At 64.9% G+C, this 26597-nt stretch carries 26 protein-coding genes; 11 read left to right on the top strand and 15 right to left on the bottom strand.

Going from position 1 to position 26597, the window contains the following annotated elements; genetic code table 11:
* Positions 1-17: 17 nt before the first annotated feature.
* The 6 genes from ACFEMD_RS10830 to ACFEMD_RS10855 all read right to left on the bottom strand — a co-directional run bounded on the left by ACFEMD_RS10830 (position 18) and on the right by ACFEMD_RS10855 (position 7388).
* Positions 18-1838, bottom strand: a complete 1821-nt coding sequence (locus ACFEMD_RS10830) for a phenylalanine--tRNA ligase subunit beta (protein WP_394741015.1) — start codon at positions 1836-1838, stop codon at positions 18-20.
* Positions 1838-3346: a phenylalanine--tRNA ligase subunit alpha gene (gene pheS / locus ACFEMD_RS10835; protein ID WP_394741016.1), complete on the bottom strand. Its 1509-nt coding sequence runs from the start codon at positions 3344-3346 to the stop codon at positions 1838-1840. Before pheS ends, ACFEMD_RS10830 begins: the two co-directional genes overlap by 1 nt.
* Before the next feature lie 304 nt (positions 3347-3650).
* Positions 3651-3920: a hypothetical protein gene (locus tag ACFEMD_RS10840; RefSeq protein WP_394741017.1), complete on the bottom strand. Its 270-nt coding sequence runs from the start codon at positions 3918-3920 to the stop codon at positions 3651-3653.
* Positions 3917-4615 (bottom strand): hypothetical protein, encoded by a 699-nt coding sequence (locus ACFEMD_RS10845; protein WP_394741018.1) that lies wholly within the window; start codon positions 4613-4615, stop codon positions 3917-3919. The genes ACFEMD_RS10840 and ACFEMD_RS10845 overlap by 4 nt, the downstream gene beginning before the upstream one ends.
* A complete protein-coding gene (locus tag ACFEMD_RS10850; RefSeq protein ID WP_394741019.1) occupies positions 4608-5294 on the bottom strand; it encodes a hypothetical protein in 687 nt (228 codons plus the stop codon). The genes ACFEMD_RS10845 and ACFEMD_RS10850 overlap by 8 nt, the downstream gene beginning before the upstream one ends.
* 513 nt (positions 5295-5807) lie before the next feature.
* The gene (locus ACFEMD_RS10855) at positions 5808-7388 is read right to left on the bottom strand and encodes a tryptophan--tRNA ligase (protein WP_394741020.1); all 1581 of its coding nucleotides are present in this window, start codon (positions 7386-7388) and stop codon (positions 5808-5810) included.
* Between the two features lie 359 nt (positions 7389-7747).
* Between ACFEMD_RS10855 and ACFEMD_RS10860 the strand changes: the two genes are divergently transcribed.
* The 3 genes from ACFEMD_RS10860 to ACFEMD_RS10870 all read left to right on the top strand — a co-directional run bounded on the left by ACFEMD_RS10860 (position 7748) and on the right by ACFEMD_RS10870 (position 9822).
* Positions 7748-8824, top strand: coding sequence for a hypothetical protein (locus ACFEMD_RS10860; protein WP_394741021.1), 1077 nt, complete (start codon positions 7748-7750; stop codon positions 8822-8824).
* A 32-nt stretch (positions 8825-8856) separates the two neighbouring features.
* Positions 8857-9258, top strand: coding sequence for a methylated-DNA--[protein]-cysteine S-methyltransferase (locus tag ACFEMD_RS10865; RefSeq protein WP_394741022.1), 402 nt, complete (start codon positions 8857-8859; stop codon positions 9256-9258).
* A gap of 78 nt (positions 9259-9336) precedes the next feature.
* Positions 9337-9822, top strand: a complete 486-nt coding sequence (locus tag ACFEMD_RS10870) for a hypothetical protein (protein WP_394741023.1) — start codon at positions 9337-9339, stop codon at positions 9820-9822.
* A 33-nt stretch (positions 9823-9855) separates the two neighbouring features.
* Here ACFEMD_RS10870 and endA read toward each other — a convergent pair whose 3' ends face one another.
* Both endA and ACFEMD_RS10880 read right to left on the bottom strand, forming a co-directional pair.
* On the bottom strand, positions 9856-10893 hold the full coding sequence (endA, locus tag ACFEMD_RS10875; protein WP_394741024.1) for a tRNA-intron lyase: 1038 nt from the start codon (positions 10891-10893) through the stop codon (positions 9856-9858).
* A gap of 45 nt (positions 10894-10938) precedes the next feature.
* Positions 10939-11703 (bottom strand): DUF91 domain-containing protein, encoded by a 765-nt coding sequence (locus ACFEMD_RS10880; protein WP_394741025.1) that lies wholly within the window; start codon positions 11701-11703, stop codon positions 10939-10941.
* Between the two features lie 99 nt (positions 11704-11802).
* Between ACFEMD_RS10880 and ACFEMD_RS10885 the strand changes: the two genes are divergently transcribed.
* Complete coding sequence (locus ACFEMD_RS10885; protein WP_394741026.1) at positions 11803-12507, top strand: hypothetical protein; 705 nt, start codon at positions 11803-11805, stop codon at positions 12505-12507.
* A 22-nt stretch (positions 12508-12529) separates the two neighbouring features.
* Here ACFEMD_RS10885 and phnE read toward each other — a convergent pair whose 3' ends face one another.
* The 3 genes from phnE to ACFEMD_RS10900 are packed head-to-tail and all read right to left on the bottom strand — an operon-like array spanning position 12530 to position 15235.
* Entirely contained in the window at positions 12530-13423 is an 894-nt protein-coding gene (gene phnE / locus ACFEMD_RS10890; RefSeq protein ID WP_394741027.1) for a phosphonate ABC transporter, permease protein PhnE, read from the bottom strand.
* Entirely contained in the window at positions 13420-14187 is a 768-nt protein-coding gene (gene phnC, locus ACFEMD_RS10895) for a phosphonate ABC transporter ATP-binding protein (RefSeq protein ID WP_394741028.1), read from the bottom strand. The genes phnE and phnC overlap by 4 nt, the downstream gene beginning before the upstream one ends.
* Before the next feature lie 37 nt (positions 14188-14224).
* Positions 14225-15235, bottom strand: coding sequence for a PhnD/SsuA/transferrin family substrate-binding protein (locus tag ACFEMD_RS10900; RefSeq protein WP_394741029.1), 1011 nt, complete (start codon positions 15233-15235; stop codon positions 14225-14227).
* Between the two features lie 165 nt (positions 15236-15400).
* On the opposite strand from ACFEMD_RS10900, the gene ACFEMD_RS10905 reads away from it, so the two are divergent.
* Together ACFEMD_RS10905 and ACFEMD_RS10910 are read left to right on the top strand one after the other, a co-directional pair.
* Complete coding sequence (locus tag ACFEMD_RS10905) at positions 15401-15919, top strand: AAA family ATPase (protein WP_394741030.1); 519 nt, start codon at positions 15401-15403, stop codon at positions 15917-15919.
* Between the two features lie 69 nt (positions 15920-15988).
* Positions 15989-17167, top strand: a complete 1179-nt coding sequence (locus ACFEMD_RS10910) for an HD domain-containing protein (RefSeq protein WP_394741031.1) — start codon at positions 15989-15991, stop codon at positions 17165-17167.
* 15 nt (positions 17168-17182) lie between these two features.
* Here the strand turns inward: ACFEMD_RS10910 and ACFEMD_RS10915 are convergent, their stop codons facing one another.
* Positions 17183-17491 carry a MazG nucleotide pyrophosphohydrolase domain-containing protein gene (locus ACFEMD_RS10915; protein ID WP_394741032.1) on the bottom strand — a complete coding sequence of 103 codons (309 nt, stop codon included), beginning with the start codon at positions 17489-17491 and terminating at the stop codon, positions 17183-17185.
* A 61-nt stretch (positions 17492-17552) separates the two neighbouring features.
* Positions 17553-18845, bottom strand: coding sequence for a hypothetical protein (locus ACFEMD_RS10920; protein ID WP_394741033.1), 1293 nt, complete (start codon positions 18843-18845; stop codon positions 17553-17555).
* A 326-nt stretch (positions 18846-19171) separates the two neighbouring features.
* Between ACFEMD_RS10920 and ACFEMD_RS10925 the strand changes: the two genes are divergently transcribed.
* The 5 genes from ACFEMD_RS10925 to ACFEMD_RS10945 all read left to right on the top strand — a co-directional run bounded on the left by ACFEMD_RS10925 (position 19172) and on the right by ACFEMD_RS10945 (position 22559).
* Positions 19172-19333 carry a hypothetical protein gene (locus ACFEMD_RS10925; RefSeq protein WP_394741034.1) on the top strand — a complete coding sequence of 54 codons (162 nt, stop codon included), beginning with the start codon at positions 19172-19174 and terminating at the stop codon, positions 19331-19333.
* 230 nt (positions 19334-19563) lie between these two features.
* Positions 19564-20352, top strand: coding sequence for an inositol monophosphatase family protein (locus ACFEMD_RS10930; protein WP_394741035.1), 789 nt, complete (start codon positions 19564-19566; stop codon positions 20350-20352).
* Between the two features lie 88 nt (positions 20353-20440).
* The gene (locus ACFEMD_RS10935; protein ID WP_394741036.1) at positions 20441-21037 is read left to right on the top strand and encodes a DJ-1/PfpI family protein; all 597 of its coding nucleotides are present in this window, start codon (positions 20441-20443) and stop codon (positions 21035-21037) included.
* Between the two features lie 533 nt (positions 21038-21570).
* Positions 21571-22227: an HAD family hydrolase gene (locus ACFEMD_RS10940; protein ID WP_394741037.1), complete on the top strand. Its 657-nt coding sequence runs from the start codon at positions 21571-21573 to the stop codon at positions 22225-22227.
* Positions 22228-22325: 98 nt separating this feature from the next.
* Positions 22326-22559, top strand: coding sequence for a DUF7385 family protein (locus ACFEMD_RS10945; protein WP_394741038.1), 234 nt, complete (start codon positions 22326-22328; stop codon positions 22557-22559).
* A 1-nt stretch (position 22560) separates the two neighbouring features.
* Here ACFEMD_RS10945 and ACFEMD_RS10950 read toward each other — a convergent pair whose 3' ends face one another.
* Together ACFEMD_RS10950 and ACFEMD_RS10955 are read right to left on the bottom strand one after the other, a co-directional pair.
* The gene (locus tag ACFEMD_RS10950) at positions 22561-24975 is read right to left on the bottom strand and encodes a DEAD/DEAH box helicase (RefSeq protein ID WP_394741039.1); all 2415 of its coding nucleotides are present in this window, start codon (positions 24973-24975) and stop codon (positions 22561-22563) included.
* 217 nt (positions 24976-25192) lie between these two features.
* On the bottom strand, positions 25193-26593 hold the full coding sequence (locus tag ACFEMD_RS10955; RefSeq protein ID WP_394741040.1) for an MATE family efflux transporter: 1401 nt from the start codon (positions 26591-26593) through the stop codon (positions 25193-25195).
* Between the last annotated feature and the right edge of the window lie 4 nt (positions 26594-26597).

The raw sequence follows: 26597 nt of genomic DNA on the forward strand, positions 1-26597 counted from the left end.
CGCGGATTCGATCCGCTCTACCGTAGCGCCTCGAGATCGAACTCGAACGCCGCGACGGGCACCTCGAGGTCGTGCTCGACGAGCACTTTCGGGTGGATCTCGCCGACGACACCGACGACCTCGCCATCGATAACGACGTCGGCCGCTCGACCTGGGATGAAGGTCGGATGCTCCGTGGCGGGCGTTCCGAGGTCGACGTTGAAATCACGGGCGAGCGCCTGAAGCCGCGCCTTGGCATCCTCGTAGCCCGAATCGTGGCTCGCGAGGACGGCCCCCACGTGGCGTCCCTCGCCGACCCCCGTGTTCTCGGTTCCGTCGAGTTCGGCGGCGAAGCCGACCTCCGAGAGGTGCTGTGGGTACGCGCGGTGGGTGTTGTTCTCAAGAACTTGTAACAGGGAGGGCAGACACCAGGTTCGAAGCATCGTGTAGTCCTCGCTGTAGGGCTCCTTGATCGTCGCGGGCTCGCCGGCGCCGTAGACGCCAGTCCCCGGTTCCACGTCGAGGCGCTCGTAGTTCTGCCCCTCGTCGATCATGTGGAAGTTGAGCATGTCCTCGAAACCCAGCCCGACGAGCTGCGTTCGAGCCGTGCGCTCGAGCCGGGACCGCTCGTGGCGGCCGCCGACGGTGCCGACCTCGGGGTAGCGGGGCTCGAGGTCGTTGAAGCCGTAGGCCCGTCCGAGGTCGTCGATGACGTCGAGCGGGTGGAGCACGTCGACGCGGTAGGGCGGGATCGTCACCTCGTAGACGAGATCGTCCGTCGACGCGTCCTCGGCTTTCAAGTCGTCCGAACTGCTCGGATTGTTCCGTTCCTCGAGTCCGTCTCGGTCCTCCAGGGGTGTGATGGGACTCCCGGCGTCGCCCGTCGCTTCGTCCTCGCTTCTCGTGGCGTCGAGCCCCGAGCGCTCGGCCAGTTCGATCACCTCGTCGGGATCGAGATCGATTCCGAGGAGGGTCTCGATACGGTCGTGGGCGACCCGCTTCGTCTTCGTCGAGAGGTCGGGACGCACCAACTCGCCGTCGGGGTACTCGACCCGGACGTCCTCGAGCGTCGCACCCCGCGCTGCGAGCGCGTAGCAGACGATGTTGAGCATCTTGTCGATCGTCCACTGATCGGTGCCGGTCATCTCGACGAACAGATCCCGGGAGTCGGTCGAAACCTCGGTCCGGCGGCCGTTGATCACCGGCGGGAACGAGAACAGCCCGATATCGTCGTAAATGGCGGGGTAGCGCTCGTACTCGCTGACGAGCTCGGCGTACTCTCGGCCGGTCTGGTGTTCCTCGAGCACCTCTGCCGGTGTCAGCTCGGCGTCGGAATCGAGCGGGACGAACTGGTCTCCGTCGGGTTCGACGCCGACGTACCGGATGGTCGGGTTACCCTCCGTTGCGGCACTGCCTTTGAGCATCGTCAGGTCGTGAATGCCGATCGCGCCCTTCGCGCGCTTGCGGCCCATCGTGGCGTGGAGCTTCTCCTGGAGCTGGATGAGCGAGTCGAGGCCGTCCTCGTCCAGGTCGACGTCGCGGATCACCGCGCCCGTGACGTAGGGTCGCTCGTCGGGAACCGACTCGTCGACCTCGATCGTCCAGTCGGCGGCGTTCGTCGAGGGGACGTGCACCCCGCGGGAATCGCCGTAGTGGTAGCGCATCGAGCGCGCGACGCCCTCGACGGAGAGCCGGTCGAGGCGGTCGGGCGCGAACTCGAGTTCGAACTCGTCCTCGTCGGTCCAGCCCTCGAACTCGAGGCCGAGTCCGAACAGGTCCTCCTGCAGTTCCTCGTCGCTTTTCTCCTCGCGGCCGGTCAGCTCGCGCAGTTCGTCGGGGTCGATGTCGACGGTTGGCATCAGTAGGTCACCTCCGCGTTCCGCAGGAACTCGAGGTCGGCCAGCGTCCCGTGCAGGTCGCGGATGTCCTCCGCGCCCGTGGTCAGCATGGCGAGGCGCTCTAAGGCGAGCCCCCAGGCCATGACGTCGCAGTCGACGCCGAGGGGCTCGAGCATCTCCTCACGGAAGATGCCCGAGTTGCCGATCTCGATCAGTTCGCCCGTCGTGGGGTGTGTGCCAAAGAGCTCGAAGCTCGGTTCGGTGTAGGGGTTGTAGTGCGGTTTGAACCGGATATCCTCGATACCGAACTGGGCGTAGAACTCCTCGAAGGTGCCCATCAGATCGCGCACCGAGAGGTCCTCGGCCATCACCCAGCCCTCGATCTGGTAGAACTCGAGCAGGTGGGTCGCGTCTAAGGTGTCGTTGCGGTAGGCCTTCTCGACGCTGAAGAAGCGCGCGGGCGGTTCGATCTTGCCGATTTCTTCGCCCGAGAGGTATCGCGTGGAGAGCGAGGTCGTGTGCCCGCGCAGCGCAAGGGCTCGCGCGAAGTCCTCGTCCCAGGGGGAGTGGTACCCCTCGCCGTCGTCGCCGACGCCCTCTCGGTGGGCGCGTTCGACGCGCTCGACGAGGTCCTCCGGCAACTCGTCGATGTGGGTCGGCTGCTCGAGGGCGAACCGGTCCCAGTGGGTTCGCGCGGGGTGGTCCTGGGGCATGAACAGACAGTCGTTGATCCAGAAGTCCGCGTCGGCGTGGGGGCCGTCCATCTCCTCGAACCCCATCCCGACGAGGACGTCCTTGACCCGCTCGGACATCTCCCGCAGGACGTGCACCCGGCCGCCCTCGACGGTCTCGGCGTCGGCCTCGACGTTGTACTCGGCGAACTCGACGTCCTGCCAGTCGCCGCTGGTGAGCAGCTCGGGGGTCACCTGGCCGACCGTCTCGGCGGTTTCGACGCCGGCCATCAGCTCCGTGACGCCCTGCTCGGTGAGTTCTACCTCGCGGACCGTCGACTCGGCGACCTCGGCGAGACCGCGGCGCTCGAGCTGATCGAGGACGTCGTCAGCCTCAAGCGATCCCTCGTCGGCGAGCGACTCGAGGGCGTTGGCCTCCGGATCCGCGGCGGGGTCGGCGTCGGGATCGGCCGTGATCTCGCCGCTGTCGATCGAGCCGTACCCCTTCCGAGCGTAGTTCGAGAGCGCGATGTCGACCTCTGCGCCCTCGAGTCCCGAACTCCCGATGACCTGCCCCATCGGGGCGGGATCAGCGTCGGCGCCGGCCTCGAGGGCGGCCTCGTAGAGCCGAACCTCGGGCAGCCCGTCTTCGACGTACGTCCGTCCCTCGTCGGTGAGCGAGATCGTTTCGTCGACGCGCTCCGTGACGGCGACCAGTCCCTGCTCCTCGAGCTCGAAGGCCGCCCCGGTGACGGTTTCGGGCGGCAGGTCGGTCGCCGCGGCGAGGGCGTCGATGGGCGTCGCCTCGTCGGCGTTCGCGGCCTCCAAGACCGCGACCTGTGATTCTGGTAGTTGCATTCGCTTGTCTGAATGGCTGTCGGTCGGTCAGTTAGCGGTTCCGACTCCGTTCGACGCGTCCTCGACTCGAGTTCGGCACCTCCAGCGTCGCTCGAGGGCGCGACGGGACGTGGACGGTTTCGCCGAGGACGATCGGTGTGGTCGCCCTCGAGTCCACCGGTCCGGCGTCACCGGGCGAAAAAGAAGCCGAACCCCGAGGCCGTAGCTGACTGGCGGACGATACGCCGATCGCGGGGTTCGGATGCCATGTGTGAAAGATAGAAACGGGAGTGGAAAGACGTTGTGATAAGTTTGTCATTTACTTCTAATCATCTTCACTATCTTCATACCACTGTAAGTATTTGGTTACAAGAAGCCATTTTGTAGAGCCAACAGCAGCGAATAAGGCCACCCATTCAGGAATATCTTGAAGGATAGCTGCTTGAGAAATCCCCTCAATTCCAAAAACATTGTCGGGGTTCAACAATACAATAGATCCGAAGAAAAAGAATATAAGGAAGTTAGATATTTCATATATTGTTGTTATATTACCCATAGTTATTATTTCATATAATGTTTCAATTCGTCCGCTCATCTGTTTCTCCCTTTCCATAATGCTCTAAGTGTGAATAGTGGAGCAAGAAAAAGAGCAATTCCTGCTATGAAAGCACCAGCCGCAAAAGCACCTATACTCGCAATCAAAAGTAATAAACTGAATCCGTATAGTAGAGGTGCGATGAATCTTTTGTTAATTTCATCAATGACAATCTTCCTTACTGCTTCGTCAGTGAAGTCCTCAGAGGTTTTAGATCCAGCCATCTTGGCTGAATCGCTACCAGTGGGAGAGTCTTTAGTAGATATCTCATAAGGAACTGTGGGAACTGTATAATCTGACCGTTCAGTGTCAGTATCCGTCTGAGAAGATGAATTTTCATACACTGATTCTAAAGTCTCCTGCGTCTGTTCTTTTTTGATCTTTGTTGGTAATTTTGTAGCTTCAGAATCGGATCTTCTGTCATCTACATCAACATTATCAAATGATTTCTCTGGGTCGAGAGAAGTAGAGGTTGTTTTTGTAGTATACGCTGAAGAAGGGGTGCTCCCTCGTATTGTCTTTTCTTGTTCAAATTCCACTAGATACCTCAACTTTTCTCCTTTTGGAGATATTTCTTGAACTTCGCCCGCTCCTTTTATATTCCTTCCCTCTGGCTCGGAATGAAGGAACACATTATTTTCCTCTCCCTCTCCTTCATTTCCAGTTTGTCCTTTTCCACTTCCCATTTCAATCATCTGCCTCCTCTATTTCACCCTCGTCGGACACCCTTTCGACTAACTCATTGTGTTCATCAATCAAATCATTAAGGGTGTTTTGTACTACTTCTAGGTGAGAGGAACTCCAGTTCTGAAGTGCTTTTTCATCAAGTTCTTGTAAAGCTCGTTTCTGGTTCTTCAACAGATGATTAATGAGCCTGAACTCAGATTCTATATCTGTGTGTATCTCTATTTCCTCAGAATAATCTATTTCTAATTGATGAGAGAATCCCACAGTATTGCCTTTGCGTATTACGAGATCAGTATCTATAGAACTATAGAAGCGTCTCCCCTCAAAAGGACGTCTACCAATCCGGTCTAATTCACCTTCATATAATACATTCATTTCAAACATAAAATTTATGAATTCATCGGAGAAGTTAGATGTGTCAATGTTGTCTCTGAGCGAAGAGTTCCATTTCACAATACCTAGCACTAGGGCTCGGGCAATTTTCTCGGGCTCTTCTTGTTCAAATTTGCCAATAGAACGCGATAGTACAGTTAGTAACAAATCTTGGTCAATAACCCGCTCGACATTGTTTATATTTTCATGGAGGGTGAGTTCTATATGTTCCCTATTTTCCAATATTTTTTCTGAATGTTCTAATAAAACAGAAGAAACCGACTCCTCGAAAGAACCGTCCTGAGATTCACTCATAGAAGTCATTTGAGTCTAAGTACTAATTACTGTTATGATGTATACAAGTAATAAAGTCGACATCACAGTACTATTCATTTGGTAAAAACCCCGATGCCGTGCGCTCGAGAGCGCTCTGGGTCACCACCGCGATCCTCCTCGGAATGATCACCCTCACGCAGGCTATTGTCGTTACGGTCGTCGAGGACCCGGATCCCGAACTCGCGACGGGATTTCTCGGTCGCGATCGGGAATTTCGGCCACCGTTGGCGGGTTCCTCCTCGAGACGGTTCTGTGGTCGTACGTCGTCGACGGGCTCTACTACGTGGTCGCTCGAGAGCTGCCGGGAGCGGAGCCGCCGATGTGGCTCGTCGTCGTCGAGCACCTCAAGCCGCTGACAGCGATGAATGCGAGTGCCGGCTGTTGCTGCCCGAAGCGAGCCAGATCGTGATTATGGTGACCGCGGACGGAGCGACCGCGACGCAGACCGACAAGCACCGTCCGGAACGACGGACGGCTCGCGATGAGACGCGCTCAGGCCTTCCGTGGGGACTCGAGTTCGATGTCGGCCGCCTCGAGCAGCTCCTCGACCTCTGCGCGCTTCGCCTGGTGTTCCTCGAGGAACTCCCGCATAAGCTGGGCGGCCTGTTCCTTGCAGTCGCCACAGAGCCGTTCGCCGCCGACGCACTCGTCGTAGACGCGTTTAGCGAACTCGTCGTCGTCGCCCGCCAGCAGGTAGGCGTACAGCTCGTAGACGGGACACTCGTCGGCCTTTCCGCCCTTTTCGCGTTGCTCTTCGGCCGTTTCGCGGCCCCCGGTCGTCGCGGATTTGACCTTGTCGTACCCCGTCTCAGGGTCGTCGAGCAGCGAGATGTGGCTCGCCGGAACCGACGAGGACATCTTCCCGCCCGTCAGCCCGGTCATAAACCGGTGGTAGATCGACGACGGCGGACGGAACCCGTAGCCGCCGTTGTCGACCTCGACCTCGCGGGCCAGCTCCTCGGCCTCCGCGCGATCGATTTCGAAGGCGTCGATGTGGTTCTCGTAGACGCGCTTCTCGCCGTCGATCGCCTCGATGAGCGCCTCGAACGCCTCGTCGGTCGCTCGCCGATCGAAGAAGCGGGTTCGCGGGCGGACGGGCTCCATACCGGCTTCCTCGAGTTTCGTCAGCACCGAACTCAGGGTGTCGGCGGCGACGGCAAGCTCCTCGAGGGGCGTCTCCTCGATCGCCTCGGCGACGTGCACGCAGCGAAGCTGGTCGTCGTCGAAGGCCGCGGGATCGAGCTTTTCGTAGAAGGCGGTGACGAGCTCCCGCTCCTCGGGCTCGAGCTCGAAGCTCGCGTAGGCCTTCGAGACCTTGAAAAAGCGGGTGCGCTCGGCCAGATCGCGGGCTAGGCGGACGTGGGGATCCTGATCGGGTCCGACCGGGATGACGGTCGGTTTGGGCTCCTCGAGCTGGGGGTAGAGGATGTCGGCCATCTGGGTGACGACCGACTGCATGTGCGAGACGTCGGTTTCGCCGTCGAAGCCGTAGATCGCCTGGAACTCCGAGAAGTTGGCGTCGGCGCCGATATCGAAGGCCAGATCCTGGACCTCCCGGTTCGTCGACTGGCGGTACAGCGTCCCCTCGTCGGGGTCGAACCCGAGCGCGAGCAGCGAGAGGAGGTAGTCCCGGGCGTGCTCGTCGATCTCGTCCCAGCTCATCCCGCGGGCCGAGTTCGCCTCGAGGTCGGCGATCAGTCCGTAGGCGTCGGCACCCTGCTGCTGGTGCCAGATGATCTCGTCGAAAACGAGCTTGTGGCCGATGTGGGGGTCGCCGGTGGGCATAAAGCCCGAGAGGACCGCGGCGTCCTCGCCCTTCCGCAGCGCCTCGGCGACCGGTCGGTAGTCCCGGTGGCCGAAGATGACTCCCCGGCGCATCAGATAGTGAGGGTTGGGCACCTCCTCGAGGACCTCGTCGAACTCCTCGATGCCGAACTCCTCGAACAGTTTGCGGTAGTCGGAGACGGCCGAGGAGCCCCACGGATCCAGCGCGACGTCGTCGGCTCCGGCTGCCCCGCCGTCCGCGATCGGTTCTCCTGACTCGGACTCCTCGACTGGCTCGTCTCCGGTCATTAGCTGCGTTTTGGCGCGCCAGCGCGCAAAAGGCTTCGGCTTCGCGACTCGAGGTCGATCCGTCGAGAATCGTTTCGTAAAACGGTTGTCGCCGACCGCTGAGCCGTACCATCGACCATGGCGAACAGCGCGTCGACTCTCGTTCGACGCAGATTTTTGTCGGATTGTGGGGATATACGCGTACTGAACTGATGCCGAATATCGAACACTCTCCGGACCACATCGCTCACAAACTGGTCACGAACACCGGATCTCCCGCCAGAATTCACCTGGCGGGCGAGACGCTCACGGTTCCCACGAAACCGTATCGAAGCGGAACTCCGCCGACCATCGAGCTATCGGTTTCCCACCTCGACGCCGTGATCGAGCGTACTGACGTAGTCGATGGTGGACGCACCGTCGCAGGATTCGGCGGCCTCCACGTACCGGCTTCGGAGTGGGAGCGAACCGGACTCGGACGGCACTGGAACGCGGACGGCGCCGCCGTCGGCGAACCGTTTTCGAACACCGCCCGACGGCTCGAGGTGTGGGCCAGTCGGGAGGATGCGCTCTACGAAAGCGAGCGCGACGATTGGTCGTTCGACTACCTCGAGCCGATTCCGGAGGCGTCACCGCTGATCCAGGAGTGGGAACCAGCCGCTGATGACGGACCTGATCGGCCGCCGGTTCCGCTATCGACCCCGGAGCTCGTTCTCTCCGTTCTGCACGCCGAGGACGCAGCGTCGCGAACCAACGGCTTCGACCGGCTCGAGGTCGGCCGAATCAGCGGTGTCGAAATCCTCGATGAGCTAGAAGAGTGGCCGACCGAGCCCGAGGTCGAGACGGTGAATATCGACCTGTCGCCCTCGCCTCGACACCCGCGCGTCGACTACGACGCGCTCGACCCGCTGCCACAGACCGGCGACGTCCTCGCGGCGGTTCACGCGATCAATCGCCACGCGAAACGGTTCGACACCGAAGCCGATCGAGCGTACCGGATCGGCGACGGTGCTCGGGCTCGCGTCTACTCGTTGAAAAAGAAGGCCCTGTACAGAACGAAGACGATCGCGATCCACCGGCTCGTCAAGGCGGATCCGGAGCGAACGCGGGCGGCCCGTCACGATCTCAACGGCGCCGACGAGATGTACTGCTTCTATTTCGGGGACGAGTATTCGTTCCATCAACCGATCCCTGCGGTCGCTGACGAGCTACTGGACGATATCGCCGCCGACGATTTGGAGGCGACGGCGATCGATTTCGAGCCGTCGGCGGAGAGGCAGGATCTCGAGTACTCGCTCGACGAAGCGCTGCGTTTCCTCGCGAGTCACCGGCTCGACGCTGCCGACTACCTGGACGCGACGACCGTAGAAGACTACGACTGGGGAGTCGAGCTCTCGACGACGTTCGACTGTCTCGAGACGGACGACTCGAGTGAGTCGAGCCACGGCGATCGGTAGCGTGAACCGTTAGCGAACCCAACCGGGACCGAATGCGGAGTCACGTGTTCGACCCCGGGATCGAAATCGACGACTCGAGAATCGACGCGTCCTCGGAGACGATTCGCGGCCAGCTGCGCGAGTACGAGGACGGCGCCCGCGAGACGTTCGCCCTCGAGATCGAGTACCCCGACGATTTTACGGGAGCCGTCATGCGATCGATCGCGGCGATTCCGTTCGGCGAAACCCGCACCTACGGCGACCTCGCGCCCGACCTCGAGACCGCGCCGATCGCCGTCGGGCAGGCCTGCGGCCGGAACCCGATCCCCGTCGTCGTCCCCTGTCACCGGGTCGTGGGTCACGACTCGCTCGGCGGGTACGGCGGCGGCCTGGAGCTGAAACGGCGCCTGCTCGAGCACGAGGGAATTGCGGTTCCGGAAGCCAAACACCGGTAGCTCGGAGCCGAACCCGAACTGGCCCGTTCGGTCGCGAGAAACGTGCGGTGATCGCCGCTCCCGCCAAAAGGACCATTAGTGACAACGACAGTTCAGATCATGATGAGCTACCGGGACCGCTTCCGTCCACACGTCGTCGGGGAAGGGCGGAACGGCGGACTCCTCCTGTTGGCAGTGGGTGCCCTCTCGTTGCTCCTCTCCGGCGGGTTCGTGCTCGACGTAGTGGATATCGACCTTTCTCTTGGCTGGATCGCGGTCGCGTTTGGGATCGCTATCACCGCAGGAGCGGTGCGGGCGGGTCTCGTCCCGACGATCGGTACGCTGTGGCTTTTCACCCTCTGGTGGTACGTCTTTCCACCGCTGGTGGGCTATCTCACCGGGAACTGGGAAACGGGCTCTCGGTACACGTACCCTCGGCTGTTGGACTACGGGTATACCTCGGCGTACGACGAACTGATCGGTGGGATCGAAAGCGGTGTCGGGTTCGGTCTCCTGCTTGCGATCTTCGTCGGAACGGTCGGATACATCGCTGGAACCGCTATTTCGTGGTACTCGGCACGCTAACGTCTCGCCTGTAGGAAACGGTCGTGGGATTTCTCAGGGCGTCAGCCGCTCGAGCGACCACCACTCGATGCCGTCCTCGCCGACCAGGGCGAACACCATCGTCTTGCGGACCCCGTGGGCCAGCCGGACGTCGAGGGCGATGTCGCGGGGCTCGAAGACGTGGTCGGCGGGGTGGACCCGAACCAGCAGCTCGGAGTGACCGAGGTCGTCGACGCTCTCGACGTCGGCGTAGGTCCGGAAGCCCGCGCCGAACTTGTAGCCCGTCTTGGGGACGAGCCCGCGCTCGCGCAGCTCGGCGTAGACCCGCAGCCGGCGGTCGAACCGCTCGCCCTCGACCTCGCGGCCCCGTTCTCGGAGGGCCGCGGGATCGAGGTCGAGCGCGCCCCGCTCGGCGAGGTAGGTCGCCTCGAGCAGGGAACACTGGAGGGTCGGTTCGTCGTACTCTCGACCCTCGAGGGGCTGGCCGTAGAACGTCTCCTCGTACAGCTCGAGGGGCGGTTCCCAGACGACCACGCGGTCGGCGAGCAGGTCCGCCTCGCAGCTCTCAGGGAGTCCGGACGCCGAAGATCCCGTGGGATCCCGACGGTTCACCTCGAAGTACGTGATCTCGCTTTCCTCGTCGACGACCGCGAGGACACCCTCCTCGAGGTCTCGTCCGGCGACGTCGGTCCGCTCGCCCAGCACCCGCAGGGCGTAGGCGATCTCGCCATCCCCGGGCCCCTTCCCGCGCGGGAAGACGGCGAACTCCGTCTCCGGGGGATCCTCGACCCACGGCTCCGCCGCGGGCGAGAGGTAAAACCCCCGCTCGCGGAGGTCGGCGTAGACCAGAAACCGGACCCCGAAATCGGGGCCGGGTTCACGGGCTAGAAACGACCGGAAGTCGAGTCGCTCGCCGCCGTCGACGACGGCCGCGAGGTCGCCTCGGTAGAGGAGGTGGGCCGCCTCGACCGGCGCGAGGGCGATCTCGTTGCCCGAAAGCGGGTAGCCGTAGCCCCGCGAGTCGTGATAGCGCTGGCGGGCGTCGCCGCCGACGCGGACGACGCCGTCCTCGAACCGCCCCTCGAGTGACATACCCGGCTCTTTGCCGGGGATCACTAAGTGGCTGTGGATCCCGTCTCAGTCGTCGACGCCGGCCTCCACGCGATACTCCCCGACTCGCCCGCAGGTCGCGTCGAGACAGCGCGCGCCGGTTCCAGTCTCGAAGGTCGGCAGCCCGCAGCCGCAGTCGCCGTCGATGACGCCGGCGGGCACCGCGAACCCGGTGTCGCAGTCGGGGTAGTGCTCGCAGCCGGCGATCAGCCCGCCACGACGGAGGATCCGCAAGTCGCCGTCACAGCCCGGTTCGGGACAGACCCACTCGCGGTCGAACGCCTCGCGGACGGCGTCGTCCAGCGACTCACAGCTCCGATCGAGACAGACGTCGAACGCGAGCCCGCGCTCGACGCGCATTCGCGGGAGTCCGCAGTCACATCGCTCCTCGCGAATCGTCGCGTCCGAGGGGATCCCGTAGCGGTCGCCGCAGTCGACGCAGTGGACACCCGAGGAGCGAACGAGCGCGCCGTCACAGTCAGGGCAGGTTCCGACTGGCGTTCCCGCGGCCGAGGCCGGGTAGTGGGCGAACCCCTCCTGTTCGTGAGCGGCGATCCGCAGCGTCTGGGTGTCCTTCTTCGCGACGAGCGTGAAGTCGCCCGCCCGATCGCTCGAGACGCTGTCGGCCCGGGTGAGCCAGGCGACGGGCTGGTAGCCGTCGATATCGTGGACGAGCACGGTGTTGTCGGGCTTGACGATCGTCGTTACTCGACCGCGGTACTCCGATCGGTCGGCGTCCTCCGCGATGACGGTGCAGTCGCCCGCGAGTACGCGGATGGCGTCGTCGATCATGGGGTCGTTGGCCGCGCTCCGGTACTTAAACCCGAGGGCGAGAGTCAGGTTCTCCGGCACAACGTTACGCTTTTTCCCAGCCCGCGAATCCACGACGGTATGGCCGATTTGAACGAGGGATTTGCCGAATCGGTGGATCCGTCCCGGCTCGAGGACGAGGTTGCGACGCTGACGCAGGCGCTGCGGACAGCCGAGGAACCGGACGACGAACTCCGACGGCGAGCGGAGTCGGTCGCCGGAGAGCTGCAGGACGTTCTCGCGGAAGCCAACGGCGGGCACGCCCCGATCGACACCCGAACGGGCGGAACGATCACGCCGCTGGCTCCGGAACCCGAGCGGATCGAGCTAGCAGACGTCGCCCACGCGCTCTCGAACCTCAGCCGGTTCACGGGTCAGGGGAAGTGCTTCTACAGCGTCGCTCGCCACTCGGTTCACGTCAGCCGCGAGGTCGAGGCCCGCGGCGGAAACAGGTCGGCACGACGGTGGGGACTGCTCCACGACGCCAGCGAGGCCTACCTCTCGGACGTCCCCGCCCCGGTCAAGCGGAGCCTTCCGGGGTACACGGCCGCCGAGCGTCGGCTCCAGGCGGCCGTCCGGGACGCGGTGGGACTCGAGCTAACGACCGAGGACGAACGGCTGGTCGACACCGTAGACGGCGCGATCGGGCGGTACGAGCTCGCGGTTCACTTTCCGAGCGAACGCCGAGAGAAACCCCAGCTCGAGGTCGCTCCCTTAGATATTGATCCCGATACTGAACCGAAAACGCTGTTCCTCGAGCGGGCGCGCGAACTTGATCTCGAGTGAGTCGAAAACCGGAGTAGACGGGTTACTTGACGGCCGATTCGGCCATCCGCTGCGGGAAGCCGACGATGAGCGCGATCAGCCCGTCGGCCTCCTCATCGTCGCGGAGGTAGGATCGGATGCGCTGACTGACCATCTCGACGGCGACGATCAGCACGAAGACGACCAGGATCCCGGCCATCATGTTGTCGTAGGCGCGCATCCCCTGCTGGACCTCGATGACGACGCCGATGCCGCCGCCGCCGAGCAGTCCGAGCGTGACGGCCTGGCGGACGTTCACCTCGAAGATGTACAGCGTCCAGGCGATGAAGGAGGTCTTGACCTGGCTCAGCATGCCGAAGCTAACCGTCTGGGACTTCGAGGCACCGGTCGTCTCCATCGCCTCGATCGGCCCCTCCTTGATCTCCTCGAGTTCGTCGGTAAAGAGACGGCCGAGGTTACCGATCGTGCTGACGAAGATCGCGATCGTCGAGGTGATCGCTCCCAGTCCGCTCAGCGGGATGAAGATGAAGAACCACACCAGCGCGGGGATCGCGCGGGAGACGGCCATGATCGACCGGAAGATGAAGTTAAACGGGAAGGGAGTCACCCGACCGCTTCCCAGGACGCCCAGCGCGAGCGCGAAGGGGATCCCGAAGACGGTTCCGACGAACCCCATCGCGAGCGTGATCCCGGCCTCGAGCGGCAGGTTCTCCTCGATGAGGAACTCGAGGTCCGGGACGTAGTTGACGATCTGGTCGGTGAAGTACGGCCACTGCTGGTAGAGGTAGCCAAAGGAGAAGTCCATCAGCCGTATCGAGCCGTACAGCGCGGCGACGAACAGCACCGAGAGGAGTCCGTACATGATCCACCGGACTCGGCGGGTGAGCCGGATCTCCTCTAACCGTTGTTCGATGGCGGTGTCCGCATCCGTACTCATTGGGTCGCCTCCGTTCTGTCGTCACCGGCCGATAGGAACTCTTCCATGTCGATCCCGCCGTACAGTTCGTCGATCACGTCGAGAGTCAGATCGTCGCCGTACCCGTCGAAGACCAGCTCTCCGTCCGCGAGCCCGATAAATCGCTGTCCGAACTGTCGGGCGAGATTGACCTGGTGGAGACTGATCATCGCGGTCAGGCCGCGCTGTTCGGCCGCGGAACGGAGATACCCCATGACCGTCTGTGCGCTGCCGGGATCGAGACTCGCGACCGGTTCGTCGGCGAGCAGGATATCCGACTCCTGAACGAGCGCCCTGGCGATGCCGACCCGCTGTTGTTGGCCACCGCTCATGCGACCGGCTCGCTGCTCGGCCTCGTCGAGCAGTCCGACCGTCTCGAGCGCCTCGAGCGCTCTGATTTTGTCCTCGCGGTCGTTAAATCGGAGCACGCTCTCCAGGTAATCGGCCCGGCTCAGCGCGCCGGTGAGCGCGTTCGAGTACGCGCTCATTCCCTCAATGACGTTGTGCTGCTGGAAGACCATCGAGACGTCGTTTCTGTGGGACGTGACCGGTTCGTCCTGGACGTACACTGCGCCTTCAGTCGGCGCGGCGAGTCCGTTGATACATCTGAGAAGCGTCGACTTTCCCGACCCCGAGATGCCGAGGACGACGACGAACTCCCCCTCTTCGATCTCGAACGAGACGTCGTCGAGAGCGACCGTCTCCCCGTACCGTTTTGTAAGGTTTTCTACTCGAATAGCGGACATGATTAAATTTGGGTGCGGTACCTATCGTGTCTGGCCGCTACTCTTCCTCAAAGTCTTCGAATTCGAGTCCAAGTTCGTCGAGGACCTCGTTGACCGGTTCGTAGTCGTCCATGCTGGCTTCCTCGATACCGGTAAACCAGAGTTCGTAGTCCTCGCCGACGTCCTCTGGGATGAGGTCCTCCTCGTCGGCCGAGAGCAGCGCCTCTTCGATGTCCTCACGGACCGGATCGTCCCACTCGCTGCGGGCCATGATCGGCGCTCGAGGCAGCGACTCCGAGACGTCGAGCAGCTGCAGTTCCTCCTCGCCGTCTTCCAGTGCCGAGCCGGCGTCGTCGTACTCCGCGGAGTGCTCGACGAACTCCTCGTACTCGTCGAACTGTTCCTGGGGGATCTGGGGCGCGGACGCGAACGCACCCGTCGCCGCGGCCGCGACCGTATCGTCGTTGACCATCTGCTCGCGGGCCGTGTCGTGGTCGCCCGCGGTCTGGATCTCGAGATCCTCCGCATCTCCCTGCGGGAAATCACCGATATCCAGTCCCGTATCGCTCAGCATCGTCGCCGGTGCCAGCGTTCCGCTGAACGACATCAGCGCGCCGACGGCAACCGACTCGCCCTCGAGATCCTCGACGCTCTCGATATCGCTGTCCGGCGTGGTCACGATCGTCGAAAAGTACAGTGGACCGCCGAAGGCCGTCCGCATTCCGAGGACGTCGGCGAACCCCTCGCCGCCCGGCACCGCCGTCGGCGACGTGTCGGCCATCTCCGCCTGGTTGGCGTCGAGCGCCTCGAGGGTTTCGACGTAGCTGCCGGCGCGGATGAGTTCGATCTCGGCACCGGTTTCCTCCTCGAGGTACTCCTTCATCGGCGTGTACTCCTCGATGATGTCGGTCTGTTCCTCCGCCGGGTTCAGAATGAACCGAACGGCGTCGCCGTCACCGTCGTCGCCGTTCCCCCCGAGACAACCAGCCAGCCCCGCCAGTCCGACCCCTCCGGAGCTCGCCAGAAACGTTCGTCGTGTGCTATCGCCACAGCGTGGTGTCCGGACCATACATAGTACCGTAAGCGAATCGGGATAAAGTCAATGATAGTTTCGCAGTATGGGCGGTTTCTTTTCATATTTATCGCTACAAGATCGATAAAATCTCACGAGCGATCATCGATCGCCCGATCGGATTTCGGTCGGATTTAATACCTGTACGGACGACCACCAGTCGTGGCCCGTCCAACCCTGATCGTCTACTGTGGCTTGCCGGGCGTGGGCAAATCCGTCGCTTCGGCGTACACAGCCGACCGGCTCGAGGCCGAGCGCTACCGAAGCGATCGGGTTCGGAAGCGACTTTTCCCCGATCCCGACTACACCTCGGCCGAAACCGACGCGACCTACGCCGAGTTGCTCTCGCTCGCGCGGTCGACTCTCGAGTCCGGAACCGACGTCGTCCTCGACGCGACGTTCCAGTCGAAACCGTACCGCGATCGAGCCGCCGAGATCGCCGGCGCGGTCGGCGCCGACTGCACGTTCGTCTACGTCGACTGCGACGTTGACGTCGTCGAGGAGCGCATCGAGAGCCGAACCGACTGCGTCAGCGACGCCCACTTCGAACAGCACCTGCAGCTGCGCGAGACGTTCGACTCCCTCGAGTGCGAGCACGTGACGATCGACAACTCCGGCTCGCTCGAGGAGACCCGCGAGCAGATCGACCGCGCGCTGCTCGCGCCGGTCGCCACGCAGTAACATTGGGATCGGTTCGCAGCCGACGTCCAGACCACCGCGGCTAAGAGCCCGGTCCGCCGAGTGTCGGCTATGACGACGACGATCAAGGATAGCGTTCACGACTACATCGAACTCCGCCCGGTAGCGGAGGCGCTGCTGGACACCGAGCCGATGCAGCGACTCCGCTACGTCCGGCAGCTGAGCACCGTCCAGCTCGTCTACCCCGCCGCGAACCACACCCGCTTCGAGCACAGCCTCGGCGTCTACCACCTCGCCTCGCGGGCCGTCGACCAGCTCGAACTCGAGGACGCCCTCGCCGATCGCCTTCGAGCCGCGGCGCTGGTCCACGACGTCGGTCACGGCCCCTTCGGCCACCAGACCGAGGCCGCTATCGAGCGCCACCTCGGGCGCCACCACGACGAGATCGGGTGGTTGCTCGCCGAGACCGAACTCGGAACGGTCCTCGAGGAGCGAGGAATCGACCCCGACGCCGTCGCGGCGACCGTCGACGGCCGCGGCCCGCTGGGCGAACTCGTCTCCGGCGCGCTCGACGTCGATCGGATGGACTATCTCGTTCGCGACGCCCACCACACGGGCGTCCCCTACGGAACGATCGACCACGCGCGGCTGATCCGGGCGTTCCGACGGGCCGACGGCGAGCTGGTGATCGCCGACGGCAACGTCGCGACCGCCGAGAGCGCGCTGATCGCCCGGACGCTGATGAACGCGACCGTCTACCGCCACCACGTCTCCCGGATCGCCGGTGCGATGCTCGACCGGGCCAGCGAGCGCGTCCTCGCCGACGGCGTCCTCGAGCCCGAACGGTTCGCCCGCCTAACCGACGAGGAGCTGCTGGCGGCGCTCGCCGACCACGAGCCGACGGCCGACGCCGCGAGCCGCCTGCGCAACCGCCGGCTCTACAAGCGCGCGGCCTGGGTTCGACGCGAGGGTGTTCCAGAGCGCTTCGTCGGCCTCGAGTACGACCGCACCCGGGAGCTCGAGCGCGAGATCGCGAGCGTCGCCGACGTCGCCCCGTCAGCCGTGATCCTCGACAGCCCCGGGATGCCCTCGTCACCGGAATCCAGAGCGAAGATCCTCGTCGACGGGGAACCCCGACGACTCGGCGATCGGTCGCCGCTGGTCGCCGGCCTCGACGCCTGTGCGCGCGAGATCTGGCGCCTCGGGGTCTACGCTCCACCGGATCGCCTCGACGCGGTTCGCGAGGCGGCCGCCGACGTCCTCGAGCTCGAGGGCGACCCCGAACCGTAGCCATCGTTCGTCCTCTCAGTTGCCCGAGCTCGCCGATCCGTCCTCCTCGAGCCGACGTTCGTACTTCTCGAGCGCTTCCTCGAGCGCCTCGCCGGCGTCGATCTCGAGGTCGTCGGCGAGCGCCAGCAGCGCGAACAGGACGTCGCCGACCTCGTCGGAGCTGATCTCGATATCGTCCGGCTCGGCGCCGTAAGCGGTCGACTCGTTGGCGTCCTTCGCGAGTTCGCCGACCTCCGAGACGAGGTCGAGCAGCCTGTACGTCGGCGGGGTCTCGAGGTCGTGGTCGTCGACGAACGCCGCGACTCGTCGCTGTTGGTCCTCCATGGTGCCGGAGACGAGAGCTGGTCCAAAAACGTACGGCGTTTCGAAACGACGGCGACCGTCGCTACAGGTAGCCCAGAAGCGGCATCGCGAGGCCGATCATCCAGCCCAGAAGGCCAATGCCAAAGAGCACGACGCCCTCGGTGTCGTTGCGGGCGGTTCCCGCGGCGAGCAGCCCGAGGGTGACGATCAGCCCGATCCGGTGGAGCAGCAACTCGAGCGGCAGCGTCGTCACCCCGACCGCGGCGAAATCCAGCAGGAACCCGAGCCCGAGCCCGACGACGGTAAACGTAAACGCCGACTGGGGCGCAAGCGGCCGACCGAGCCAGTTCACGACGCGCTGCAGTCGCAACAGCCGGCCCGCCCGCTCGAGCGACTGCGTGAGCACGATCGCCGTCACCGGTAACCCGACCGCCAGGATCGGGTAGAGCGCGACGACGAACGCCTGCGGCGTGATCCACGGCACCGCCGCTTCGACGGCGATCCCCGCGCTTCGAACGCCGACGACCAGTCCGGCGAGCGCCCCGACGAGCACGAACCCGCGGACGTTCAGGTACGCCCACTCGAGCAGCCGACGGGCACCCCGCAGGGCTCCTTTGGCCTTCCCGCTACCGGCTAGCCCGAGGACGCCGAGCACGCTCCCGATCACGACGGGGCCGACGGCCGCCAGCTCGACAACCGAGAGCCAGCCGTCGTTCCACCCGCCGTGCGTGCCGTGGTACTCCCGTCGCACCTCCTCGACGAACGGCTCGTCGAGGAACTCCCCCTCGAGCGTGTTCTGGGACTGCTGGATGTCGGTCACCGTGTGTCGAAGCCGGAAGAAGTCGAAGTGCTCCTGGTGGACCTGGATGGCCGTCCAGTCGTCGTGTTCGGTCGTGTACGCTCGAATGTGGTGTCGACTGCCGAGGTACGTCCCCGAGTGGAGCTGGTAGCTCTCGTCGATCCAAACGCCGTCCCCGCCGTGGGGTTCGGTGTCGACGTAGGTGTACCGCGTCGAGCCGTGGGCGTCGTCCCACTGGATCGCGTCCTCCTCGTCCTCGTAGGCCTCGGCTTCGTCCTCCTCGTCGGGATCGAGCTCCTCCCACTCGAGTTCGTCCTGGGCGACCAGCGCCCGCTGGACGCGCTCGTCGTCGCCGTGGACGATCACGTTGAGCGCGAGGGTCCGCTCGTCGGTCGACCGATCTCGGCTCGTGTAGGGCCAGACGTGGCTGCCGTTCTCGTCGGGCTGGATCAGTCGGTCCTGCTCGAGCGTTTCGGGTTCTCCCGGCTCCGTCGTCGGATCGACCGCGCCGCCGGCGACCAGGTAGCTGCCGACGAGGACGAACAGGCCGATTAGCAGGAGGTAGCGCCGGTTCATCGAGCCCTCGACGCGGTTTTCGTCGGCCGCCCACCGCGCCGCGAACGGCGCCGTCCTCGGCGGGACTCTCGTCCGTTCGACCCGGCGAGCGTCCGTCCGTCCGGTCCACACTGAATCCGTCGCGTCCCCCGTCGTCGCATCTGCTCTGTGTCTCGAGTCGAGAATTGAAGTAACTACTGCAGGCTCGAGAGCGGGGCCGGGACCGAGAGTTACGCCTCGCACCGACACGTTCGGCAAGATACCGAGACAGACGTAGTGCTCCGGATACGGATTGTGGGCTCCTAGCAGCGTTCATGGCGCTTCCCGCGGTACGCTCGAGCGGGACGATGGCTTCGATACACGAGCGTCCGAAGACGGTCGCGATCTGCGAGAACTGTACCCGCCCCGTCGCCGCCCGGCTGCTGAACGACGGAACGCTCCTGCCGATCGGCGGGAAGCGGTGTGCGTGCGGCAGCTCCAGCTACCGCGGTCGAGCGAGGGATCGATGAGCGTTCCCGTCTCGCTGGTCGTCGCCGCCTTCTGGACGGTCGTCCTGGCTCTCTACCTCGCTTTCTTCTTCGGAATCGCCAGCAATCGGCCGCAGGCGGCGGAGACGACCAGGTAACTCCGGCTCGGACGTCCTCGCAGACGCCTCTAGCGTCTCGGAAGCGCCGTGAGGAACCTCCCGGGCGAGCGGAACCCGAACGTTCAACTGCCGGCTGGCCGACTCGTTCGAACCATGAAACCGTCTCTCTCGGAACTCGAGGCGACCGCGATCGAGGCCTGCACCGTCGGCGGGCAATACTTGCGCGAGGCCTACCGAGCCGGCGACACCGACGTCGATCGGCTCGCCCATGACGTGAAATCCAGCGCCGACACCGGCTCGGAGGAGCGGATGCTCGAGGCAATTCGCTCGCGGTTTCCGGACCACCCGATCCGCGCCGAGGAGTCTGGCGTCCACGAGGGCGACGGCGCCTGCGAGTGGCTCGTCGACCCTCTCGACGGGACGAACAACTTCGAGTCGGGACTGCCCTCGTTCGCGACGGCCGTGACGGTGCTCGAGGACGGCGAGCCCGTTCTCGGCGTCGTCCACGTCCCGCTGCTCGAGGATCTCTACGTCGGGAAACGCGGAGGTGGCGTCAGGTACGACGGTCGGCCCGTAACGGCCGAGGTCGACGCGGCGCCGTCGACGGCGACCGTCGCCTCGGTTATCGGCCACGACGTCAAACTCGAGCCCGACCGCGCCGCGGTTGCGGAGCGGATCAACCGCGCGATCGAGGACCGGTGCAAGCGCCGCCTCGAGAGCTGGTCGCCGACGGTCCACTGGGGGCTGCTCGCCCGCGGTCGTCTGGACGGGATCGTCTGCTATCGGCCCGACGCGGAGGAACAGCGCCTCGGCGAGCTGTTCGCCCGCGAGAGCGGGCTCGAGACCGCGAGCGGCGAGGAGTGGTTCGTCGGCGCCGGCAACGAGGCGCTGCTCGAGGAACTCCTCGAGATCCCCCGGGATGCGATTTCGGACCGGGCCTGATCGCTCGCGGATTGGTTGTGTCGTCGCGGAACGGTAGGCGACGGCGTCCGCCGAAATACGTTTCCCCGACGGCGCGAACCTATCGCATATGGCCGACGTTACCGCGGAGATCCTGCTGTTCGACGGGTTCGACGAACTCGACGCGATCGGGCCCTACGAGGTCCTCGCAAACGGCGCGGAGGCCGGCGCCTCCCTCGAGGTTCGGCTAGTTACGCTCGAGGACGCCGACCTCGTCACGGCGAGTCACGGGCTCCGTGTGGAACCCGACGGCACGCTCGGCGAGTCAGACCTGCTGGTCGTCCCCGGGGGCGGGTGGACGAGCGACGACGGCGGGGTGCGGACCGTCGTCGACGACGGCTCGGTTCCGGACGCCGTCGACGCTCGGTTCGCGGCGGGCGCGACGGTCGCGTCGGTCTGTACCGGTGCGATGATCCTCGCCGAGGCGGGGCTGCTCGAGGGTCGTCCCGCGACGACCCACCACGACGCGCTCGAGGACCTCGGCGACTCGGCCGCGAACGTCGTCGAGGAACGGGTCGTCGACGACGGTGACGTCCTCACCGCCGGCGGCGTCACGGCCGGGATCGACCTGGCGCTGTGGCTGCTCGAGCGCGAGTTCGGCGCCGAGATCGCCGAGGCGGTCGAGACGGAGATGGAACACGAGCGCCGCGGCGAGGTCTTCGGCTAGCCGTCGTCGGTAATACGATTTTCATCAGCCTCGAGGTCACTCGAGTGAACCGATTCGTTACGTAGCGAGTACGTATGGGCTGTTCGACGTTGTATCTGCAGCCCTTCCTAACCACCGCCGGGTGGGGCTGAAAGGGGCTGGCGTTCCCGGGCGTTCCGACGACGCAAGCACGCGACTGCAAGGAGCGCGCGCAGCGAGTCAGAACGCCCGGGAACGGCAGGGGCTTTCGCGGTAATATCTCCGGAAGCGGATCCTGCTTGCACGAACACAGGGGATTACCACACCCTCCCCAACCGATTCGCTCGGTCACTTGGTTCCCTTCGCTCATCCCTCGCACAATGTCGTCGACCGTCCTCACTGGTGTTCGGCCGGTCGACAGCGCGCGCCACCGCGGCGGGATGGTCAGACCGAGCTGAGACGGAGTTCACCTGTACTGTGCGTTCGTCTTTTAGATGACTTGCCGACAGAACCGCCCGGCGGTGTACGCACGACGGCCAAACGGCTATACGTCCGTCCCCGGTAGCCTGACGTACATGAGTGCAGTTCTGTTCGATATGGACGGCGTGCTCGTCAACTCCGAGGACTACTGGGTCGAGTTCCAACGCGAGGAGATCCTCCCCGCGGCCGTCCCCGACGAGGACGTCGACGTCGCCGAGGTTAGCGGGATGAACTACGCCGAGATCTACGACTACCTCGAGGCCGAGTACGGCACGTCGATCTCCCGCGAGGAGTACCTCCAGCAGTTCAGGGAGGCGGCCGAGGAGCTGTACACCGAGCGCGTCGAACTGCTCGAGGGAACCCACGACCTGCTCGCCGAACTCGACGAGCGGGGCGTGCCGACGGCCGTCGTCTCCTCCTCGCCTCACGACTGGATCGGGATGGTCCTCGAGCGCTTCGAGCTCGAGGGGGCGTTCGACGAGGTGATCAGCGCCGAGGAGATCGACGGTGACAGCAAGCCCGAGCCGGACGTTTTCGAGTACGCGGCCGACGAGGTCGGCGTCCCCGCCGACGAGTGCGTCGTCGTCGAGGACTCCGAGAACGGCATCAAAGCCGCCGACCGCGCGGGCACGATCGTCGTCGCCTACCGAATCGACGCCCACGGCGACATCGACTACTCGCCCGCTGATCGGACCGCCGACACGCCGGCCGAGGTTCGGGAGGGGGTCCTCGAGCTCGTCGAGGAGGCGTAGCTGCCGTCCTCTGGCTGGGTGCCAATCGCGTCGGCAGAAACCGGATGATCGATGATTATCCTGCCTGATTTTATAGGTGCTCGCTCGAAAGGTTCGGTATGGACGATATCGACCTCGACGAACTCGCCGCGTCGTTGACCCTTCGCGAGGAGAACCAGGCGATCAAGAGCTACCAGAACACGGTCGCGCTTTCCTGTCCGGCCTGTGACGTCCAGTTCGACGACCTCGTCGTCTGCAAGGAGAACCCGACCAGTCTCAACCTCTCGCAGCAACTCGACCTCTGTATCGGGTCGGCCGACGGGCAGGCGGTCATCTTCACGCACAAGAAGTAGTTCAGACGACGTCGACCGTTCGGCGCTCCTCGAGCGGAACCAGCGGCTCCTCGGGGAAGGCGACGCTGACGCTGAACTCGAGCGCGTCGGCGTCGGCGCCGAAGACGCCGACCGGAACCGTCTCCGTATCGCGCAGGTAGGCGTTCGTACTCGTCATCTCGACGCCGTCGTCGGGAACGTTCGTTCCCGACTGGCTCGAGAGAGCGTCGCTCTCTCGAACATTGACGGTGACCCGAATCCCCGCCCGCGCGGGCTCGCCGACGTTTCGGACGGTGACTTCGCAGACGTTGTTCTCCCCGGCTCCGATCGTTTCCGGAAACGCGCCCCACTCGAGTTCGACGGCGGGCAGCGACTGGGCGCCCTCGTAGACGCCCTCGGCGACGCCCTCCGAGAGCCCGGCCTCGACGAGTCCCGCGACCCCGGTGTCGACGACGTCGCCCGGCGTCGACAGCCCCTCTTTCGAGAGCTTGCTCGCTCGTCCGGGGCCGACGCCGTCGATCGCGGTGAGTCCCACGGCGTCCTCGGCGACGCCGTTTTCGACCCGCGCCTCGACTCGTCTCGCGAGGTTCGCGGCGTGTGGGCCGGCCAGCCGGTCGAGGAAGGCGCCAAGCGCCGAGAGCAGGCGAGTCGCGTTCTGTCTGATGACCCAGGCGTCGCTTCTGAGGTCCGGCGGAACCGAGCCGCTGGCGGCCCCGTGCAAGATTGCGAGCACCTTCCGCTGGCCCGCCTCGAGGTCGCCCGTCTCCTGGCCCACGAGCACGGCGCTGATCGCGTCGCGCTCGTCCTGGCGGGCCGATACCGAGTCGAACTCCGCGGCGCTCGCGACGGCCTCGAGCAGGTCGTCGGGCTCGAGAGTCTCGCCCCCGACCGCCCGATCACAGAGGGCGGCGAAGGAAGCGGCGGTCTCGAGGCGGAGGTAGTACTTCGAGGCGAGCACCCCGCGGGGGGTCGCCTCGATCGAGAGGTCGCCGGACTCACCCATCGCGACGAATCCCCGGTCGACCAGGCCCTCGAGGCAGTCCCGGACGCGCTGGCGGAGGTTCGGGAAGTCGTACTCTTCGGGTTTGGACTGGCCGCGGACGTAGTAGAAGGTCGTCTCGAGCCAGTCCATCACGTCCTCGAGGTCGGTGATGGTACCCATCGCGATCTCGGCGTTGAGGTGGGTCTCGAGGGTCTCGGCGAGGCGGGACTCGATCTCCTTGCCGTCCCGAAGCAGTCGTCGGTACTTGTCGGCCTCTGCCGTATCGCAGACGACCCAGCCGTAGCCGACGTCGTCGTACCCCGGTCGACCTGCCCGCCCGAGCATCTGGAGGACGTCGAGCGGGCTCATGTCGACCTCGCCCTCGAGGGGGTCGTGCAGCTTCGTGTCCCTGATCACGACGCAGCGGGCGGGGAGGTTGACGCCCCAGGCGAGCGTCGAGGTCGAGAACAGCAGTTCGACGTGGCCCGCCTTGAACCACTCCTCGACGAGGTCACGGTCGTTCTTCGAGAGCCCGGCGTGGTGGAAGGCGACGCCGTCGAGTACGGAGTTACGCAGGGTGTCGTTCTCGAGCTCCTGAGCCTCGGTGTGGAAGTCGTAATCCCCCCGGACGCCCATCGGGATATCGCGCTCGGCGATCTCGTCTCTGGCCTTCTCGGCCGCCCGAACGGTGTCCTGCCGGGAGGAGACGAACACCAGCGATTGGCCGTCCTCGCGGAGGTGGGGCTCGGCGAGATCCAGCGCCCGGTAGAGCCGGCGGTACTTGTCGGCGAAGGCGTTGTCGCCGTGAGTGTAGGTCCTGACGCCGGCGTTGAGTTCGACGGGGCGGTACTCCGCGCCGAACTCGAAGGTCGCCTCCTCGGGGGCGTCGAGCCAGGCCGCGACGTCGTCGACGTTGGGCATCGTCGCCGAGAGGGCGACGACCCGCGGATCGCAGAGCCGCCGGAGCCGGGAGATCGTCACCTCGAGCACCGACCCTCGGCGGTCGGCGTCGAGCAGGTGCACCTCGTCGATGACGCAGACGTCGATGTCGGTGACGAAGTCGTAGCGTCGGGAATCGTGTTTCCGGGTCGCCGAGTCGAGCTTCTCGGGGGTCATCACGAGGATGTCCGCGTGGCGGGCCCGCCGCGGGTTGAGGTTGCGCTCGCCCGTAACGACGTACACCGAGTAGTCGAGAGCCTCGAAGCGGTCCCAGTCGTCTTCCTTCTCGTTGGTCAGGGCCCGCATCGGCGCGATAAACAGCGCGGTGCCGCCGTCGGCCAGCGTCTTGCAGATCGCCAGTTCGGCGAGCGCGGTCTTGCCGGAGGCCGTCGGCGCGCTCGCGACCACGTTCGCGCCGGACTCGAGCAGCGCGGGCAGGGCCTCGCGTTGCATCCGGTTGAACTCCTCGAAGGCGAAGGCGTCGGCGAACTCGGGTAGAACCTCGGCGACCTCCATCGGATGGAGACGGGGATCGACGGGCAAAAGGCGTTTCCTTCGGCGTCTCTCGAGTTCGGCGGTGATCGGCGAGGACGGCGTTCGCGATCGGCTGCCGGCGGCGGCCTCGTCGGCCCGATCCGAAAGCGTGCCGTGGTGCGCTCGGTCGTGGCGTCCGTTCGAATATATGACGAACGACGGACGGATCCCAGGTACGTCGCTAAAACAGCAGTCCGTCTCAGTCCGCCGCCTCGGAGCTCGCGGTTTCGACGGCGCGGGCGTTCATACCCGTCTCGGTCTCGTACCAGTAGTACGCGCCAAGTCCCAGCGCGGCGACGATATTCGAGATCGTGACGCCCCAGAAGATGCCGATGACGCCCAGCCCGAGCAGGTAGGCGCCGGCGAGCGCGACGGGCAGCCGGACGATCCAGTACTGAAACAGCGTCGCGACCAGACTCGTTCGCGTCCGCCTGGCGCCGTTGAACCCGGCCTGGAGGAGGTAGGTGGCGCCGATCGCCCAGTAGCCGTACGCCAGGATCTGCAGGTACTCCGCGGCGAGTTCGACCTCCGCCGGACTCGCGTCTGGAACGAACAGCACCGACAGCGTCTCCGGGATCGCCCACTGGGTGGCGCCGACCGCGGTGAGCCCGACACTCGCGATGACGACCCCGACCCACGTCGTCTGCCGGGCTCGCTCGGGGCGTTCGGCGCCGAGGTTCTGCCCGACCATGCTCTGTGCGGCCTGTTGCAGTCCGATCGCGGGAACGAACGCGATCGCCGCGACCCGGGCGCCGATCGTGTACGCCGCCAGCCCTGCCGCGCCGCCGACGATCGCGACGAGCCAGATCATCCCGACGCGGGCCGACTGGCTCGAGAGGTACTGGCCCGCGGTCGGCCACCCGATGTCGACGATCTCGCGGCAGTCCTCGAGCGTGAGATCGGCGTCCGCCCGCGAGAGGGCGAACCCGTCTCGACCGCGGATCGCCGTGCCGAGTCCGAACGCGAAGCCGACGCCGTACCCGATCACCGTCGCCAGCGCGGCGCCCGGGACGCCGAGTTCGGGGAACAGCCACCAGCCGAAGATCAGAAACGGGTCGAGGACGAGGTTCGTCGCGACCGCCACGACGTTGATGTAGAGGGCCGCGCGGGTGTCGCCCCAGCCGACGAAACTCGCCTCGACGGTGTCGCTCGCGCTCATCAAAGGAATCGCGAACGCGAACGTCGCGAGGTAGGCGGCGGCGTACTGGGTGACGACCGTGCCGGCTCCGAAGAGACCGACGATGTGGCCCGCGAGGAACCAAACTGCGATACCGACGAGCAGCCCGGCGACGAATCCGACGACGGTTCCGTTGACCGCGGCACGTCGCCCCTCTCCGAGTTCGTCCGCGCCGACACGCTGTGAGACGAGAACCTGGGTGCCGACGCTGGTGCCGACCGCGACCGCGGCCAGCAGGCCGATTATCGGAAACGTCAGACCGACGGCGGCGACCGCCTCGAGGCTGTGGCGGCCCAGCCAGAGGGTGTCGACGAGCTGCTGGAGGACCTGGACGAGGTTCTGGACGAGCAACGGTGCGGCGAGGACCGCGAGCACCCGCGGTATCGAGCCCGTCGTAATCTCCTCGCGGTCGAGGTCGAGCATCCTG

The sequence above is a fragment of the Natronococcus roseus genome, from assembly GCF_043677095.1.
GTDB classification, from domain to species: Archaea; Halobacteriota; Halobacteria; order Halobacteriales; family Natrialbaceae; genus Natronococcus; species Natronococcus roseus.

Excerpts from the sequence above, each read along its gene's own strand:
- ACFEMD_RS10915 (WP_394741032.1), bottom strand. The coding sequence starts at position 17,491 with ATGGAGGACCAACAGCGACGAGTCGCGGCGTTCGTCGACGACCACGAC.
- ACFEMD_RS10850 (WP_394741019.1), bottom strand. The coding sequence starts at position 5,294 with ATGAGTGAATCTCAGGACGGTTCTTTCGAGGAGTCGGTTTCTTCTGTT.
- ACFEMD_RS10830 (WP_394741015.1), bottom strand. The coding sequence starts at position 1,838 with ATGCCAACCGTCGACATCGACCCCGACGAACTGCGCGAGCTGACCGGC.
- ACFEMD_RS10880 (WP_394741025.1), bottom strand. The coding sequence starts at position 11,703 with ATGATCGACGACGCCATCCGCGTACTCGCGGGCGACTGCACCGTCATC.
- ACFEMD_RS10955 (WP_394741040.1), bottom strand. The coding sequence starts at position 26,593 with ATGCTCGACCTCGACCGCGAGGAGATTACGACGGGCTCGATACCGCGG.
- ACFEMD_RS10885 (WP_394741026.1), top strand. The coding sequence starts at position 11,803 with ATGGCCGATTTGAACGAGGGATTTGCCGAATCGGTGGATCCGTCCCGG.
- ACFEMD_RS10940 (WP_394741037.1), top strand. The coding sequence starts at position 21,571 with ATGAGTGCAGTTCTGTTCGATATGGACGGCGTGCTCGTCAACTCCGAG.
- ACFEMD_RS10930 (WP_394741035.1), top strand. The coding sequence starts at position 19,564 with ATGAAACCGTCTCTCTCGGAACTCGAGGCGACCGCGATCGAGGCCTGC.
- phnC (WP_394741028.1), bottom strand. The coding sequence starts at position 14,187 with ATGTCCGCTATTCGAGTAGAAAACCTTACAAAACGGTACGGGGAGACG.
- ACFEMD_RS10925 (WP_394741034.1), top strand. The coding sequence starts at position 19,172 with ATGGCTTCGATACACGAGCGTCCGAAGACGGTCGCGATCTGCGAGAAC.
- pheS (WP_394741016.1), bottom strand. The coding sequence starts at position 3,346 with ATGCAACTACCAGAATCACAGGTCGCGGTCTTGGAGGCCGCGAACGCC.
- ACFEMD_RS10845 (WP_394741018.1), bottom strand. The coding sequence starts at position 4,615 with ATGATTGAAATGGGAAGTGGAAAAGGACAAACTGGAAATGAAGGAGAG.
- ACFEMD_RS10935 (WP_394741036.1), top strand. The coding sequence starts at position 20,441 with ATGGCCGACGTTACCGCGGAGATCCTGCTGTTCGACGGGTTCGACGAA.
- ACFEMD_RS10900 (WP_394741029.1), bottom strand. The coding sequence starts at position 15,235 with ATGGTCCGGACACCACGCTGTGGCGATAGCACACGACGAACGTTTCTG.
- ACFEMD_RS10950 (WP_394741039.1), bottom strand. The coding sequence starts at position 24,975 with ATGGAGGTCGCCGAGGTTCTACCCGAGTTCGCCGACGCCTTCGCCTTC.
- endA (WP_394741024.1), bottom strand. The coding sequence starts at position 10,893 with ATGTCACTCGAGGGGCGGTTCGAGGACGGCGTCGTCCGCGTCGGCGGC.
- ACFEMD_RS10855 (WP_394741020.1), bottom strand. The coding sequence starts at position 7,388 with ATGACCGGAGACGAGCCAGTCGAGGAGTCCGAGTCAGGAGAACCGATC.
- ACFEMD_RS10910 (WP_394741031.1), top strand. The coding sequence starts at position 15,989 with ATGACGACGACGATCAAGGATAGCGTTCACGACTACATCGAACTCCGC.
- ACFEMD_RS10865 (WP_394741022.1), top strand. The coding sequence starts at position 8,857 with ATGCGGAGTCACGTGTTCGACCCCGGGATCGAAATCGACGACTCGAGA.
- ACFEMD_RS10945 (WP_394741038.1), top strand. The coding sequence starts at position 22,326 with ATGGACGATATCGACCTCGACGAACTCGCCGCGTCGTTGACCCTTCGC.
- ACFEMD_RS10920 (WP_394741033.1), bottom strand. The coding sequence starts at position 18,845 with ATGAACCGGCGCTACCTCCTGCTAATCGGCCTGTTCGTCCTCGTCGGC.
- phnE (WP_394741027.1), bottom strand. The coding sequence starts at position 13,423 with ATGAGTACGGATGCGGACACCGCCATCGAACAACGGTTAGAGGAGATC.
- ACFEMD_RS10840 (WP_394741017.1), bottom strand. The coding sequence starts at position 3,920 with ATGAGCGGACGAATTGAAACATTATATGAAATAATAACTATGGGTAAT.